Origin of the sequence: Streptomyces sp. NPDC019443 (assembly GCF_044389785.1) — a bacterium.
Lineage (GTDB): Bacteria > Actinomycetota > Actinomycetes > Streptomycetales > Streptomycetaceae > Streptomyces.
The window spans coordinates 54,387-68,389 of record NZ_JBIRYJ010000020.1 but is presented as its reverse complement, the minus strand read 5'-3'; the positions used below and the strand labels follow the sequence as shown (position 1 = coordinate 68,389).

The 14,003-nt window shown below is 68.3% G+C and carries 19 protein-coding genes; 7 read left to right on the top strand and 12 right to left on the bottom strand.

The genetic code is table 11. The features are described 5' to 3' along the window. Positions 1-132: 132 nt before the first annotated feature. Positions 133-498: a YbjQ family protein gene (locus tag ACH492_RS35775; RefSeq protein WP_307661912.1), complete on the top strand. Its 366-nt coding sequence runs from the start codon at positions 133-135 to the stop codon at positions 496-498. A gap of 122 nt (positions 499-620) precedes the next feature. Here the strand turns inward: ACH492_RS35775 and ACH492_RS35770 are convergent, their stop codons facing one another. Then, complete coding sequence (locus ACH492_RS35770; protein WP_398992940.1) at positions 621-1,379, bottom strand: MerR family transcriptional regulator; 759 nt, start codon at positions 1,377-1,379, stop codon at positions 621-623. 126 nt (positions 1,380-1,505) lie between these two features. On the opposite strand from ACH492_RS35770, the gene ACH492_RS35765 reads away from it, so the two are divergent. Beyond that, a complete protein-coding gene (locus ACH492_RS35765) occupies positions 1,506-2,933 on the top strand; it encodes a glutamate decarboxylase (RefSeq protein WP_398992938.1) in 1,428 nt (475 codons plus the stop codon). Between the two features lie 19 nt (positions 2,934-2,952). On the opposite strand, the gene ACH492_RS35760 is transcribed toward ACH492_RS35765, so the two are convergent. The 6 genes from ACH492_RS35760 to ACH492_RS35735 all read right to left on the bottom strand — a co-directional run bounded on the left by ACH492_RS35760 (position 2,953) and on the right by ACH492_RS35735 (position 8,555). Then, the gene (locus ACH492_RS35760) at positions 2,953-3,732 is read right to left on the bottom strand and encodes an ABC transporter permease (protein ID WP_398992936.1); all 780 of its coding nucleotides are present in this window, start codon (positions 3,730-3,732) and stop codon (positions 2,953-2,955) included. After that, entirely contained in the window at positions 3,729-4,658 is a 930-nt protein-coding gene (locus ACH492_RS35755; RefSeq protein WP_398992935.1) for an ATP-binding cassette domain-containing protein, read from the bottom strand. The genes ACH492_RS35760 and ACH492_RS35755 overlap by 4 nt, the downstream gene beginning before the upstream one ends. Positions 4,659-4,753: 95 nt before the next feature. Next, on the bottom strand, positions 4,754-5,395 hold the full coding sequence (locus tag ACH492_RS35750; RefSeq protein ID WP_398992933.1) for a PadR family transcriptional regulator: 642 nt from the start codon (positions 5,393-5,395) through the stop codon (positions 4,754-4,756). 93 nt (positions 5,396-5,488) lie between these two features. After that, complete coding sequence (locus ACH492_RS35745; RefSeq protein ID WP_398992931.1) at positions 5,489-6,040, bottom strand: DinB family protein; 552 nt, start codon at positions 6,038-6,040, stop codon at positions 5,489-5,491. 134 nt (positions 6,041-6,174) lie between these two features. Further along, complete coding sequence (locus ACH492_RS35740) at positions 6,175-7,632, bottom strand: aldehyde dehydrogenase family protein (protein WP_398992929.1); 1,458 nt, start codon at positions 7,630-7,632, stop codon at positions 6,175-6,177. 59 nt (positions 7,633-7,691) lie between these two features. Then, the gene (locus ACH492_RS35735) at positions 7,692-8,555 is read right to left on the bottom strand and encodes a helix-turn-helix domain-containing protein (protein WP_398992927.1); all 864 of its coding nucleotides are present in this window, start codon (positions 8,553-8,555) and stop codon (positions 7,692-7,694) included. Positions 8,556-8,899: 344 nt separating this feature from the next. Between ACH492_RS35735 and ACH492_RS35730 the strand changes: the two genes are divergently transcribed. After that, entirely contained in the window at positions 8,900-9,418 is a 519-nt protein-coding gene (locus tag ACH492_RS35730; protein ID WP_398992925.1) for an ATP-binding protein, read from the top strand. A 98-nt stretch (positions 9,419-9,516) separates the two neighbouring features. Here ACH492_RS35730 and ACH492_RS35725 read toward each other — a convergent pair whose 3' ends face one another. From ACH492_RS35725 to rpmG, 5 genes are all read right to left on the bottom strand, one after another. Continuing rightward, a complete protein-coding gene (locus ACH492_RS35725; protein ID WP_307661922.1) occupies positions 9,517-9,750 on the bottom strand; it encodes a DUF397 domain-containing protein in 234 nt (77 codons plus the stop codon). Between the two features lie 271 nt (positions 9,751-10,021). Further along, entirely contained in the window at positions 10,022-10,264 is a 243-nt protein-coding gene (rpsR, locus tag ACH492_RS35720) for a 30S ribosomal protein S18 (protein ID WP_398992923.1), read from the bottom strand. After that, positions 10,264-11,400 (bottom strand): CobW family GTP-binding protein, encoded by a 1,137-nt coding sequence (locus ACH492_RS35715; RefSeq protein WP_398992921.1) that lies wholly within the window; start codon positions 11,398-11,400, stop codon positions 10,264-10,266. Before ACH492_RS35715 ends, rpsR begins: the two co-directional genes overlap by 1 nt. After that, on the bottom strand, positions 11,397-11,645 hold the full coding sequence (locus tag ACH492_RS35710) for a type B 50S ribosomal protein L31 (RefSeq protein WP_215097335.1): 249 nt from the start codon (positions 11,643-11,645) through the stop codon (positions 11,397-11,399). The genes ACH492_RS35715 and ACH492_RS35710 overlap by 4 nt, the downstream gene beginning before the upstream one ends. Positions 11,646-11,653: 8 nt before the next feature. Further along, entirely contained in the window at positions 11,654-11,818 is a 165-nt protein-coding gene (gene rpmG / locus ACH492_RS35705; RefSeq protein WP_389189082.1) for a 50S ribosomal protein L33, read from the bottom strand. A gap of 77 nt (positions 11,819-11,895) precedes the next feature. Between rpmG and rpmB the strand changes: the two genes are divergently transcribed. The 4 genes from rpmB (at position 11,896) to ACH492_RS35685 (ending at position 13,871) form a co-directional block, all read left to right on the top strand. After that, complete coding sequence (rpmB, locus tag ACH492_RS35700) at positions 11,896-12,132, top strand: 50S ribosomal protein L28 (protein WP_307661927.1); 237 nt, start codon at positions 11,896-11,898, stop codon at positions 12,130-12,132. After that, positions 12,132-12,437 carry a 30S ribosomal protein S14 gene (rpsN, locus tag ACH492_RS35695; protein WP_398992918.1) on the top strand — a complete coding sequence of 102 codons (306 nt, stop codon included), beginning with the start codon at positions 12,132-12,134 and terminating at the stop codon, positions 12,435-12,437. Before rpmB ends, rpsN begins: the two co-directional genes overlap by 1 nt. A 38-nt stretch (positions 12,438-12,475) precedes the next feature. Next, positions 12,476-12,946, top strand: coding sequence for a hypothetical protein (locus ACH492_RS35690; protein ID WP_398992916.1), 471 nt, complete (start codon positions 12,476-12,478; stop codon positions 12,944-12,946). Between the two features lie 250 nt (positions 12,947-13,196). Beyond that, the gene (locus ACH492_RS35685) at positions 13,197-13,871 is read left to right on the top strand and encodes a hypothetical protein (RefSeq protein ID WP_398992914.1); all 675 of its coding nucleotides are present in this window, start codon (positions 13,197-13,199) and stop codon (positions 13,869-13,871) included. Positions 13,872-14,003: the final 132 nt, after the last annotated feature.

The following is a 14,003-nucleotide window of genomic DNA, read 5'->3' as shown; positions in this document are numbered from 1 at the left end:
AAGCTATCAACGCATCGCAGCCGTTCCACGTTCCATCGGCCCGCCCAGGATGCACTGTGCTCGGACTGGGACAAAGCTGTGCGTCACAAGCCTCAGAGAGCTTTATGGGAGCCGTACGGAAGGTGGACGCAGATGGGCATCGAGGATTACGGCGGCGGACAGGGCCCGCAGTCCGACGTACTGGTCGTCACCACGAACGACGTGGCCGGATTTCAGGTGCAGGAGGTCATCGGAGAGGTCTTCGGACTCACCGTGCGCTCACGGCATCTGGGCAGCCAGATCGGTGCGGGCCTCAAGTCGATGATCGGCGGCGAGCTGAAGGGGCTGACCAAGACCCTGGTCGAGACCCGCAACCAGGCGATGGAGCGCCTGGTCGAGCAGGCGCGCTCGCGTGGGGCCAACGCCGTACTGATGTTCCGCTTCGACGTGTCGGAGGCGGCGGACGTGGGCACGGAGGTCTGCGCGTACGGCACGGCGGTGGTCGTGGCCCGGAGCTGAGCCGGACGCGAGTCCGCGCCGGGGCCGCGCAAGTCCGGCCCGGAGCGGACCCGCCGCCCGCAGGCCCTCACCCCGGACCGGACCCGCCGCCGCCGCAGTCACGCGCCCGCGCCCGGACGTGATCAGCTGCCCCGCACCGCGTTCGCGAGGATCGCGTCGCGCAGATAGCCCGCCAGACCGGGCTTGATCTGCTCGAACGTGGAGCTGAAGCGCTCGTCCGCGACGTACATCTCGGCGAGCCCGGTGTGGATCTCGTACGTGCAGTCGTAGAAGTTCCGGCTGATCTGCTGCCGGTGCTGCTCGGCCAGGTCCATCGCCGAATCCGAGTCCGGGGCCACTCCGGCGTCCATGAGGGCGACGAAGGCGCTGGTGTTCCCGGCGCCCTCGGCCTTGATCCGCAGCCAGTCCTCCTTGGTGTAGGTGGCGACCCGGCGCCGTGACTCCCGGTACGGCTCCGTGTCGCCCCAGCGCCGGCGCGACTCCTCGTCGAACCGGTCCGGGTCGTACTCCCCGAAGACCTCGAACTTCTCCTCGGGCGTGAGCTTGATGCCCATCTTCCGTGCCTCCATGGCGTGTTCGACGGCCTCGGCCATCTTCTGCAGGTTCTCGATCCGGACCGTCAGCAGCTCGTGCTGCCTGCGCAGGTGCTCCTGCGGGTCCGCGTCCGGGTCGTCGAGAAGTGCCGCGACCTCGTCGAGCGGAAAGCCGAGCTCCCGGTAGAACAGGATCTGCTGCAGCCGGTCGAGGTCGGCGTCGTCGTAACGCCGGTGGCCCGCGTGGCTGCGGCCGCTCGGCGAGAGCAGTCCGATCTCGTCGTAGTGGTGCAGCGTGCGCACCGTCACTCCGGCAAATGACGCGACCTGTCCCACCAAGTAGCTCATCGCTTTCCGCTCCTTCGTTTCTCGTTACGTGTCTCAGACTGCTGCCTCACGTTGCGTGAGGTGCAAGCCCGTATGAGCCTGAGACCCGAACGCCTACAGCCGGGAGCAAGGAAGGCGGTGCGGACGATGCCACTCCACCAGGGCGCGGGCAGCGGTGCGGCCGAGGAGGAGCGGGAGGCGCGCATGCTCGCCCTCAACCCTTTCTACGGCGCGGCCGACCCGGTCAGCGGAATGACCTCCGCCCCGCCCACCCATCGACTCCCCGACGGCCCGCTGCCGCCCTCGACGGCGTACCGCCTGGTCCATGACGAGCTGATGCTCGACGGCAACTCCCGGCTCAACCTCGCCACCTTCGTCACCACCTGGATGGAGCCACAGGCTGGGGTGCTGATGTCGGAGTGCCAGGACAAGAACATGATCGACAAGGACGAGTACCCGCGCACCGCCGAGCTGGAGCGGCGCTGCGTGGCCATGCTCGCCGACCTCTGGAACGCCCCGGACCCGGCCGACGCGGTCGGCTGCTCGACCACCGGCTCCAGCGAGGCCTGCATGCTCGCCGGCCTGGCGCTCAAGCGCCGCTGGGCGAAGCGCAACGCCGACCGCTATCCCGCGACCGCCCGCCCGAACATCGTGATGGGCGTCAACGTCCAGGTCTGCTGGGACAAGTTCTGTACGTTCTGGGAGGTCGAGGCGCGGCTTGTGCCCATGGAGGGCGACCGCTTCCATCTCGATCCGCAGGCGGCGGCCGAGCTCTGCGACGAGAACACCATCGGCGTAGTGGCCGTGCTCGGCTCGACCTTCGACGGGTCCTACGAACCGGTCGCCGAGGTCTGCGCAGCCCTGGACGCCCTCCAGGAGCGCACCGGCCTGGACATCCCCGTCCATGTCGACGGGGCGTCCGGCGCGATGGTCGCGCCCTTCATCGACGAGGACCTCGTCTGGGACTTCCGGCTGCCGCGGGTCTCCTCGATCAACACCTCCGGGCACAAATACGGCCTGGTCTATCCCGGCGTCGGCTGGGCGCTGTGGCGCTCGGACGCCGAACTGCCCGATGAACTGGTCTTCCGGGTCAACTATCTGGGCGGCGACATGCCGACCTTCGCCCTGAACTTCTCGCGCCCGGGCGCCCAGGTCGTCGCGCAGTACTACACGTTTCTGCGGCTGGGCCGGGAGGGCTACCAGGCCGTCCAGCAGACCGCCCGGGACGTCGCCCGCGGGCTCGCCGACCGGTTCGAGGCCCTGGGCGACTTCCAACTCCTCACCCGCGGCGACGAGTTGCCCGTGTTCGCCGTCACCACCGCGCCAGGCGTGCAGAACTTCGACGTCTTCGACGTCTCGCGGCGGCTGCGCGAGCACGGCTGGCTGGTGCCCGCGTACACCTTCCCGGCCAACCGAGAGGATCTCTCCGTACTCCGCGTGGTCTGCCGCAACGGCTTCTCCTCCGATCTCGCGGAGCTGCTGATGGACGATCTGAACCGGCTGCTGCCCGAACTGCGCCGCCAGCCCTACCCGTTGAGCAAGGACACGGCGGCGGCGACCGCCTTCCACCACTGACGGCCGCCCCGCCCCGCACTCAGTGACTGAGCCGCCGGAACCGCCGCACCGCCAGCGGGAAGAACACCGCCACCAGCGCCACCGGCCACACCGACGCCATCAGCTGGGCATGCTCTGCCGCCCAGGAGCCTTCAGCCACGCCCGGGATGCCGGACAGGTCCCGTACCGCCGTGGCCGTCGCCGACATCGGGTTCCACTCGACGGCCGCGCCCAGCCAGCCCGGCATCGACTCCGGCGTCGCGAAGGCGTTGGAGAGGAAGCCGATCGGCCACACCAGGATCTGCACGGCCTGCACCATCTCCGGCTTGCCCGCGACCATCGCCAGATGGATCCCGATCCACAGCATCGCGAACCGCAGCAGAAGCAGCAGCCCCACCGCCCCCAGGAACGACCCGAACCCGCCGTGCCAGCGCCAGCCGATCGCGTACCCCACGCCGATCATCACGAGCAGGCTGAGCGCCGACTGGAGCATGTCCGCCACGCTCCGCCCGACCAGCACCGCGGAGCTCGCCATCGGCATGGAGCGGAACCGGTCGATGACCCCCTTGCCCAGGTCCTGGGTGACGGCCAGCATCGTCGAATCCAGGCCGAACGCCATGGTCAGCGCGAGCATGCCGGGGACCAGGAAGCCGACGTACGCCCCTTCGACGCCCCGTCCGCCGCCGACCAGATAGCCGAACATCAGCAGCAGCATCACCGGGAAGACCAGGCCGACGACGACCTGCACCGGCTGCCGCGCCCAGTGGGCGAGTTCGCGCCGGGTCATGGTCCAGGAGTCGGTGAGAGCCCATACGGTCATGCGGACACCTCCTGAGTGAGGTGCAGGAACACCTCGTCGAGCGTGGGGCGTCGGACGGCTATGTCCTCCGCCTCGATGCCGGCCGTCTCCAGGGCGCGCACGGCCTCGGTCAGGGCCGCCATCCGGTCGTTCACCGGCGCGCTGACCAGTCTCCGGTCCTCATCCACGGTTGCCTCGCCCGGCAACAGCGAGGCAGCGCGCGCCAGTTGTCCCGCGTCGTGCAGGACGATGTCGATCCGGTCGCCGCCGAGCTTGGCCTTCAGCTGGTCGGCCGTACCGTCCGCGATCACCCGCCCGGCGTCGATCACCGAGATCCGGTCGGCCAGCTGATCGGCCTCCTCCAGATACTGCGTGGTCAGCAGTACGGTTGTGCCCCCGCCGACCAGTGAGCGCACCGCGCTCCACACCTCGGCCCGCCCGCGCGGGTCGAGCCCGGTCGTCGGCTCGTCCAGGAACAGCACCTCCGGCTCGGTGATCAGCGACGCCGCCAGGTCGAGCCGCCTGCGCATCCCGCCGCTGTACTGCTTGACCGCCTTTCGGCCCACGTCCGCGAGCCCGAACCGCTCCAGGAGCTCGTCCGCCCGTGTGCCCGCCCGCCGAGCGCCCAGGTGATACAGCCGCCCGAACATCTGCAGGTTCTGCCGGCCGCCGAGCCTTTCGTCGACCGCCGCGTGCTGCCCGAGCAGCCCGATCCGTCGCCGCACTTCGACCGCCTCGGTCCGCACATCGTGGCCTGCCACCCGCACCACGCCCTCTTCGTGCCGCAGCAGCGTCGCCATGATGCGTACGGCGGTGGTCTTGCCCGCGCCGTTGGGCCCGAGCACCCCGTGCACCGTGCCGCGGGCCACCGCCAGATCCAGTCCGTCCAGAGCCCGTTTCTCCCCGTACCGCTTTCGCGCGCCCTCGACGACGATCGCGTCCGTCATGCGTCTCCTCCAGCACCTCAAGCACCCTCAAAGCCAGTAATCAAACTTGACTACCGCCGCAAGGTATCCCCAAATCCGCGATTGGTCAAACTTGATTAGCCCTGATCTCCCTCATGCGGCACGCCCGTTGCATACGGGTTCTCCTCGCCCTCGGCGAGCACCCCCACAAAGGGATCGCCCTCCCCCGAGAAGGTGTACGCCCCCTCCTCGATCCGCCGGATCAGGCCCCGCGTCCACTCGGCTCCGGAGTCCGCGGAGCCGACCCACAGATTCATGATCTCGCCGATGTGCCCGAGCGACTGGGGACCTTCCTCGGGGGTGTAGTACTCCGTCACCGCGGCGCGCCACTCCTCCAGGCCGCGCACCCGCTCCTTCAGCAGCGCCACGGCCTCGTCCCGCTTCAGTTCGACGATGAAGCCGATCGCGGCCGAGAGGACGTCCAGCTTCTGGTCGTAGACCGTCAGGGACTCCCGGAGCAGTCTGAAGAACTCCTCGGTGCCCTTCTCGGTGATCTCGTACTCAGTGCGCGGCGGACCGCCGGCCGTCGACGGCGCGATCTCATGGGCGTGCAGCAGACCTTGCTTCGCCATCTGCTTCAGCGCGTGGTAGATCGAGCCGGGCTTGGCGTTGGACCACTCGTGAGCGCCCCAGTACTCCAGATCGTTGCGGACCTGGTAGCCGTGCGCCCGCCCGTGCTGGCGTACGGCTCCAAGGACCAGCAGCCGGATCGCTGACATCCGCGTACCCTTCCTATTCAACTTTGACTAGGGTACGCGGAGAGGCACGGAGGTACACGGACCGGCCCGGCGAGAGGGCGTCTGCCCGGCCCGCTACTCGCCCCAGCTCCGACCGCTCTCCAGCGCCACCAGCTCGAACGAACCCTTGCCGTCCAGCGACTCGCGGATGATGTCCGCGTGGCCCGCGTGCCGGCCGATCTCCTCCACCAGATGCAGCATCAGCCAACGCATCGACACCGCGCCGTCCTTGGGGAACCAGGGCGCGTCGGGCAGCGGGAAGGTGTCGTCCAGGCTGGGCACGGAGTGGATGAACTCGTCGGTCTCCTTGGCGACCGAGTCCCAGAAGGCCAGCATCCCGGGAATCGTCTCCTCGCCGACCAGCCGGAAGCTGTCGCCCCAGGTCTCCTCGTTGCGCGCCTTCTCGTTCGGCTTCTGCTGCGCCATCCGCAGCCAGTTCAGCTCCGTCTCCGCGACATGCTTGAGCAGTCCGGACAGCGAGAGCTCGCTGGCGCTCGGGCGGCTCGCCGCCTGCTCCTCGGTCAGTCCGAGAACCGAGCGGCGGATCGCGCCGCGCTGCGCCTCGACGAAGGAGAGGAGCGCGCCACGCTCGTCGCCGTGAGCTTCTGCGGGAACGTGAGTGACCATGATGTCCGCCCTTCCGAGCTTGGCTGTGCCGTCCTGACAACAGCCAAGCTACGGACCCTTGCGGTCAGCCTCTGTCCGCAAGGGTCCGGAGTCGCGGAGATATCAGATCGCCGAGATCTCAGGCCGCGGAGATCTCAGAAGGGGAACTGCGAGCGGCCGTGCTGCACCGAGATCCACTTCTGCGTGGTGAACGCCTCGATCATCGACTCGCCGTTCAGCCGCCCGCTGCCGGAGTGCTTCTCGCCTCCGAAGGGGACGATCGGCTCGTCGTGGACGGTGCTGTCGTTGATGTGGATCATTCCGGTGTTGATCCGCTGGGCGATCCGTACACCCCGCTCGATGTCACCGGTGTGCACCGCGCCGCTCAGTCCGTACGGAGTGTCATTGGCGATCCTGACCGCCTCGTCCTCCCCGTCGAACGGCACGATCAGCGCCACCGGGCCGAAGATCTCCTGCTGCAGGACCGGCGAGTCGGCCTCGAGACCGGTCAGCACCGACGGGCCCACGAGATTGCCCTCGGACGTCCCGTGCAGCAGCGCGGTCGCGCCGGCCTCGACGGTCTGGTCGACCAGTGTCGTGACCGCGTCGGCCTGCGAGGAGTTGATGAGCGGGCCGATGTGGGTCTGCGGGTCCGCCGGGTCGCCGACCTTCAAGGTCTTGACCTTGGCGACGAACTTCTCGGTGAACTCCTTCTCCACGCTCCGGTCCACCAGGACGCGGTTGGCGGCCATGCAGACCTGGCCCTGGTGCACGTAACGGCTGAAGACCGCCGCATCCACCGCGTAGTCGATGTCCGCGTCCTCCAGCACGATCAGCGCGCTGTTGCCGCCCAGTTCGAGAATGGCGCGCTTGAAGTTGGCCGCGCAGACGGTGGCGACATGCTTGCCCACCTTGTCGGAGCCGGTGAAGGAGATGGCCTTCGGCACCGGGTGCTCCAGCAGCGCGTCGCCTATCTCGGCTATGTCGGTGATGACGACGTTCAGCAGTCCGGCGGGCAGGCCGGCGTCCTCGAAGACCTTGGCCACCAGGGACCCGCCGCAGATCGGGGTGTTCTGGTGCGGCTTGAGGACCACCGCGTTGCCCAGCGCCAGCGCCGGGGCCACCGACTTGATCGACAGCAGGAAGGGGAAGTTGAAGGGGCTGATGACGCCCACGACGCCGACCGGCAGGCGATAGACACGGTTCTCCTTGCCGTCGACCGGCGAGGGGAGGATCCGGCCCTCGGGCCGCAGGGAGAGCTGCACCGCCTCGCGCAGGAACTCCTTGGCGAGGTGCAGTTCGAAGGCCGCCTTGAGATGCGTGCCGCCCAGCTCCGCGATGATCGTCTCGGTGATCTCCTGCTCGCGGTCCTCGATGATCCGCAGGGCGCGCTCGAAGACCAGCCTGCGGGCGTACGGATTGGTCGCAGCCCAGGCTTCCTGCGCGCGCTCCGCGGCACGGTAGGCCTGGTCCACCTCCGCGGCGGTGGCGACCGGGATCGAGGCCAGCTTCTCCCCGTCGTACGGGTTGAAATCGATGATGTCCCAGGAGCCGCTTCCCTGCCTCCACTCGCCATCGATGTACTGGTGGGCCAGCTCGGTGAAGAAGGACATGTGATCCGATTCCTTACTGCAGAAGCAGATGCCTGACTTCACGTCATCGTACTTGTGTTTCAGATGAGTTGGAGTAGACCACGGAGAAGATCCCGGCTCTCGGCCGGATCCGGGCTGTCCTGCCGAAGACGCTCCATCACTCGTTCGTACTGAGCGACCTCCTCGCGCTTGTCCAGGTAGAGGGCGCTGGTGAGCTGCTCCAGATAGACGATGTCGGAGAGGTCCGACTCGGGAAAGCGCAGCATGGTGAAGGAGCCGCTCTCGCCCGCGTGCCCGCCGAAGCTGAAGGGCATCACCTGCAGGGTGATGTTCGACTGCTCGGAGATCTCGATCAGATGCCTCAACTGGCCCTGCATCACCGCCCGGTCGCCGTACGGGCGGCGCAGGGCTGCCTCGTCGAGGATGGCGTGGAAGCGGGGCGCGCGCTCGGAGACGAGGACCTTCTGGCGCTCGAGGCGGAGCGCGACCCGGCGGTCGATCTCGGCGCGCGGGGCATCGGGGATGCCGCGGGTGACGACCGCGTGCGCGTACGACTCGGTCTGCAGCAGGCCGTGCACGAACTGCACTTCGTAGATTCGGATGAGCGAGGCGGCACCCTCCAGGCCGACATATGTCTGGAACCAGCCGGGCAGCACGTCGCCGAAGCTGTGCCACCACCCGGCGACATTGGCCTCCTTGGCGAGGCCGAGGAGAGATCCGCGCTCGGATTCGTCGGCGACTCCATAGAGCGTCAGCAGATCCTCGACGTCCCTCGCCTTGAAGCTCACCCGTCCCAACTCCATGCGGCTGATCTTGGATTCGGATGCGCGGATGGAGTAACCAGCCGCCTCGCGGGTGATGCCGCGCGACTCGCGCAGCCGCCTCAGTTGGGAGCCCAACAGGATGCGCCGCACCACGGAACCGGAAGACTCGCCTGCGGTCACGACTCCAACCCTCCCCATCGCTAGGTCTCGCTACGTCGATGTGTGTGCCGATGTGTGTCGATGCCTGTCTCGCGGAGTGCCTCCGAACCCCAAGACCGGGATTCTGCCACCAAAACGCTTCAGCCCGTACTCATTCGATTACGGAAATGAGACGGCCTTGGGAAGGGGGTGAAAGAGATCTGCGGAAGAAATGAGTAGGAACCGGCACCGGGGCGGACAGGTCGGGCACGTGCACGTGCATCTGCCCTTGCATCTGCTCTACGCATTGGGAACCATGGTCCTCGCGCACCTGCGTGCTCGTTCGTGTTGTAGCGTCACAGCCGCGATTCCTGGGAGTGCCTCGCATGGGACCGAATGGATCGACCATGCTCGAGCCGTTACGGCAGGGGCTGCCCCCAATCGATCCCGCAGCGGTTTCCAGCTCAGCCTCGTGCGCCCTGCCCGCCCGCTATGAAGCGGTGCGCGGAGCACGGCAGTTCACCAAGGCGACGCTCGGGCAGTGGGAGCTCAACGACCGTTTCGACGATGTCTCGCTGGTCGTTTCCGAACTTGTCACCAACGCACTGCGGCACGCGCTGCCCGCCGACACCCCGCGGGAGATCCGGGAGTCCCAGGATCCGCCCGTACGGCTGCATTTGATGCGCTGGACGAGCCGGCTGGTATGCGCGGTCCGCGATCCCAGCCACGACAGTCCAGGGGCGTCCGGCGACGGTGAGGACGCCCCTTTTCCGGACCCGAGCGGGGGTGCCGAGTCGGGCCGCGGTCTGTTTCTGGTGGACTCCTTCAGCGACAGCTGGGGCTGGCACCCGCTGGCCGGGTCGCTGCACGGCAAAGTCGTCTGGGCAATGTTCCGGCTGGGCTAAGCCTGGGGTCGAGCAGCCCGGCGGCTTGCTCGCGAAGCCACCCACCGGACAGCAACCACCAACGCCCCCTTGCCCAGGGCATCCACGAACCCGGACGCCTAGACGAGGTGGTCGAACTCCCCGTCCTTCACGCCCAGCAGCAACGCTTCAATCTCGGCGGGCGTATAGACCAGGGCGGGGCCGTCGGGGTGTCGTGAATTGCGCATCGCCACGTCTCCGCCCGGCAGTTTGGCGAACTCCACGCAGGATCCCTGGGAGTTGCTGTGTCTGCTCTTCTGCCAGACGACCCCGTGAAGCTCCGTGGCCGCCATGCCGTTGTACGCGTGGTGCACGAGAAACGCTCCCGGGGTACAAGGTGCAGGTGTCAACTGTCCCGGATCATAGCTGTGTTTCATATGCCAATGCATGAACGACTGCACGGGCAGATGCACGTGCACGAGGGGTGTTCCCTCGGTTACAGCTTCTCAAGCGTGTGATCGAATCTCTCGCGCCCAAGGAATAGACGTGTGCCACGCCGTTCTGGCTCCATGGCCCAGGTAAAAGTCCAGACCCCCCGGAGCACCCTGAGGTGATCCGGGGGGCCCGGGCGAAGTCTCCTGCACATCACTTTCCGGAGGAGTACGGCAGCAGCGCCATCTCACGGGCGTTCTTGATCGCACGGGCCAGCAGACGCTGCTGCTGGGCGCTCACCCGGGTCACCCGGCGGCTGCGGATCTTGCCGCGGTCGGAAATGAACTTCCGCAGCAGGTCCGTGTCCTTGTAGTCGATGTACGTGATCTTCGCCTGGTCCAGCGGGTTGGGGCGGGACTTGACGGGCTTGCGCGGGTCGGTGCGGCGAGGGGACATCAGACCTCCAGGAGGGAGTCGAAGGCGGGCGGCAGCCGCTTCCAGGCCTCGCGGCCCGCGGCGTACTCGGCATCGGTCAACAGGCAGGATTCGAGGAGCTGTTCCAGGCCGTGGCGGTCCAGTCCCGGTGAGGTGAAGACCAGGTGCTGGCAGCAGTCCCCGTGCTCCGGGTGCCAGTCCAGCGCGGCCGCGGCCCGGCGGACCGGCGGGACCAGGTCCCAGGCGGCGTCCGGCAACGAGGCGAGCCAGGGGCCCGCGTTCTCCACGCAGAGCGCACCGCCCGCCGCGTCCCAGGCCAGCAGGGTGTCCGGGCGGTCCGCGAGCCAGAAGCGGCCACGACTGCGAGCGGCCGCGCAGGTCAGGTCCTCCAACGCCTGGTAGAGCCGCTCCGGGTGGAAGGGGCGGCGGCGGTGCCAGACGTACGTACCGACCCCGCAGTCGTCGGCCTCCTGCGGCAGCAGCGCACAGGCCGGGTGCTGGGCGGCCGCGGCCGCCTCCACGTCGAAGCCGGCCAACGCGGCGGCGGCCAATTCGGCTCCGCCGACCTCGACTTGGCGGGCGGTCGGGTGCAGTTGGGCGAGCAGCGCGCGGTCCTCGTCGTCGGCCTCCTCGCTGTCGACGACGGCGAGCACGGGCGCGTACTCCAACTGGCGCGCCCAGGTGTCGGCGACCGTGCGCCGGTCGCTGGTGGCGGCCGCGAGCCCCACGTCGATCAGGTCGTCGCCGTTGCCGAGGTAGGGCAGCAGCAGGGCCGGGTCGACAGCGGTCATCACCGAGGTGACGGCGAGACATTCGCCGCCGTGTGCCGCGACGACCTCGGCCATCGCCTTCGGTTCGACCGAGTCCCACAGCTCGACGATCGCGAGCCGGGTCGTGCCGCCGTCCGCGAGCCGTTCCAGCTCGGGCACCAGGTCCTCGCGCAGCGCACAGCAGGCGCAGTCGTTGACCAGCGGCGTCTCGCCGGTGTTCTGCACGCCGTGCGCGTCGCGGACGCTCCGCACGACCGTCCCCTGCGCGGCGGTCGACAGGTCGTGGTGGAGCGCGACGCTGCCGGGCACCGTGGCCAGCAGCCGGTCCACGGCGGCCTTGCGGGCTTCGGAGTGCAGCCCGGCGACGAGCGCGACGGGGAGCCTCACGCTCGTCCTCCGTACCGCCGCTCGAAGCGCTCCACTCGCCCGGCCGTGTCGAGCACCCGCGCGGTCCCCGTATAGAAGGGGTGGCTCGCGGAGGAGATCTCGACGTCGATGACGGGGTAGGTGTTGCCGTCCTCCCACTCGACCGTCTTCTCGCTGGTGGCGGTGGACCGGGTGAGGATGGCGAAATCGGCCACCTTGTCGCGGAAGACGACGGGGCCGTACGGGGGGTGGATACCGGGCTTCATCGCGCTGCTCAGCGCTCCTCTCGGAAGTCGACGTGCTTGCCGACCATCGGGTCGTACTTGCGCAGCGTCATGCGGTCGGGGTTGTTTCGGCGGTTCTTGCGGGTCACGTAGGTGTAGCCGGTGCCTGCGGTGGAGCGGAGCTTGATGATGGGGCGGAGTTCGTTGCGGGCCATGGGGCTAGTATATGGAAATGGTTTCCATTACCAAATGGACTCCGTCATGGCCCCCGTCAACGAGAGGTGAATCACCTGTGTCCGCCCACTGCCAGCTGACCGGCGCCCAGCCGGGCTTCGGCAACAACATCTCCCACTCGCACCGGCGCACGTCGCGCCGCTTCGACCCCAACATCCAGCGCAAGCGCTACTGGCTGCCGAGCGAGGGCCGCCATGTCCGGCTCACCCTGAGCGCCCGCGCGATCAAGGCCATCGACACGATCGGGATCGAGGCCGCCGTGGCCCGCATCCGTGCCCGCGGGGTGAAGGTCTGATGGCAAAGAAGAGCAAGATCGCCCGCAATGAGCGGCGCAAGGAAGTCGTCGAGCGATATGCCGAGCGGCGGGCGGAGTTGAAGGAGATCATCCGCCGCCCGGGCACGAGCCGGGACGAACGGGCCGCCGCGCAGGCCGAGTTGCGGCGTCAGCCGCGCGACGCGAGCGCGACGCGGGTGCGGAACCGGGACAGCGTGGACGGCCGGCCGCGCGGACATCTGCGGAAGTTCGGCATTTCGCGGGTGCGGCTGCGTGAGCAGGCACACGCCGGATTCCTCCCGGGAGTTCGTAAGGCCTCCTGGTAGCTTGGCGCGGTCTTGAAACCGACAAGGGGGACCGATAAGTGCACAAGCGCGTACGGATGTCAGTCGCCGCGGCGGGTCTTGTCGCCGCTCTGGCGCTGACCGGCTGCAGCAGCGGCGGCAACGACGACTCCGGCAAGGACAAGACGTCTGCCAAGCCGACGGAGACGGGCGACGGCGGCGACGGCGACGCCGGGGCTGCGAGTGGGAGCATCGAGGGCGCCTGGGCCGGTGTCACCGACGGCAAGACCGTCGCGCTGTCCGTCTCGGGCAAGATCGCGGCGGTCGTTGCAGACGGGCACGTCTGCACGGGCCAGGTGACCGACCATGGCAAGCCGATGCTGTCCCTGAAGTGCGCCGACGGGAACACCGACCGCACGATGGGCTCGATCGAGTCCAACGACGGCACCACGCTGGTTGTCTCGTGGGACGCCGGCGCGAAGGACACGCTCACCAAGACCGACCCGGGCAAACTGCCGACGGGACTGCCGACCGGCATCCCGACTCCCTGACGCTCCTGACGTCTCTGACGTATGAGCCGGTTACGGGCCGCGGACCCTGCACGGGGTTCGCGGCTCGTCGTCGTTGTGCCGATCGCGATCCGGACAGGCGGCCGGGACCACCCTGGCGCGGCGGGCCCGTTGTCAGGACAATCACTTGCGCACCAGGCGGTGATCTCCCGCGGGCATCGGGGGGTTCCTCAAGTCCCGTATCCCTCAGGCGGCTTCACCGACCCCCCCAGCACATGCGAAAGGCAACAGGATGACGAACAACCGCGCCATGCGGTTCGGCAGCCGTTTACTGGTCACAGCCGTGGCCGCATGCGGGATAACGGCGGCGGCCGCCCCGTCCGCGGTCGCCGACGAGCAGCCGACACGGCGGCAGCTGACGGCGGACTGCGCCTCGGGCGAGGGCAAGTGCACCTTCAATTCGCCGCAGCTCGGCCAGGCGTACCTGGGTCAGTTCCGCCAGGTATCCGACTCGCTGTTCAACTGCAGTACCTCGGACGCCACTCAGTCCATGACCTGGAACGACACCGTGGGCTCCACCGACTCGGTCGGCGTCTCGGTCACCGCGGGCGGCAAGATCGCGGGCATTGTGGACCTGAGCGTGACGGCAAGCTACAGCCACAGCTGGTCGAGCACGCACTCGGAGAGCAGTTCCCTGGGCATGACGGTCAAGCCCGGTGAAGTGGGCTGGATCTCCCGCGCCCAGGTGATGCAGACGGTCTCCGGTACCTGGCAGACCCACTACGACAGCCCCAAGTGGGGCCACTACTACTGGTTCTGGCAGGACACCATCACCGGACCGGCCACGAACGGCACGGACGGCAAGAGCAACGCGGTGGTCGTCAAGAGCCGCAAGATGACCGCTACGGAGAAGAAGTCCTGCGCCGCTGACGCCCACGAGGGCAGGGCGTTCGTCCAGGAGCGCTGACGCACGGCCCCCTGCTCCGTCCTGGGGCAGGGGCGCCACTGAACTACGCATCCTCCAGCTCGCACCACACCGTCTTGCTGTCCCCCCAACCGGTCAAGCACGACTCAGGCCAAGCATCCTCACGAAGTACCG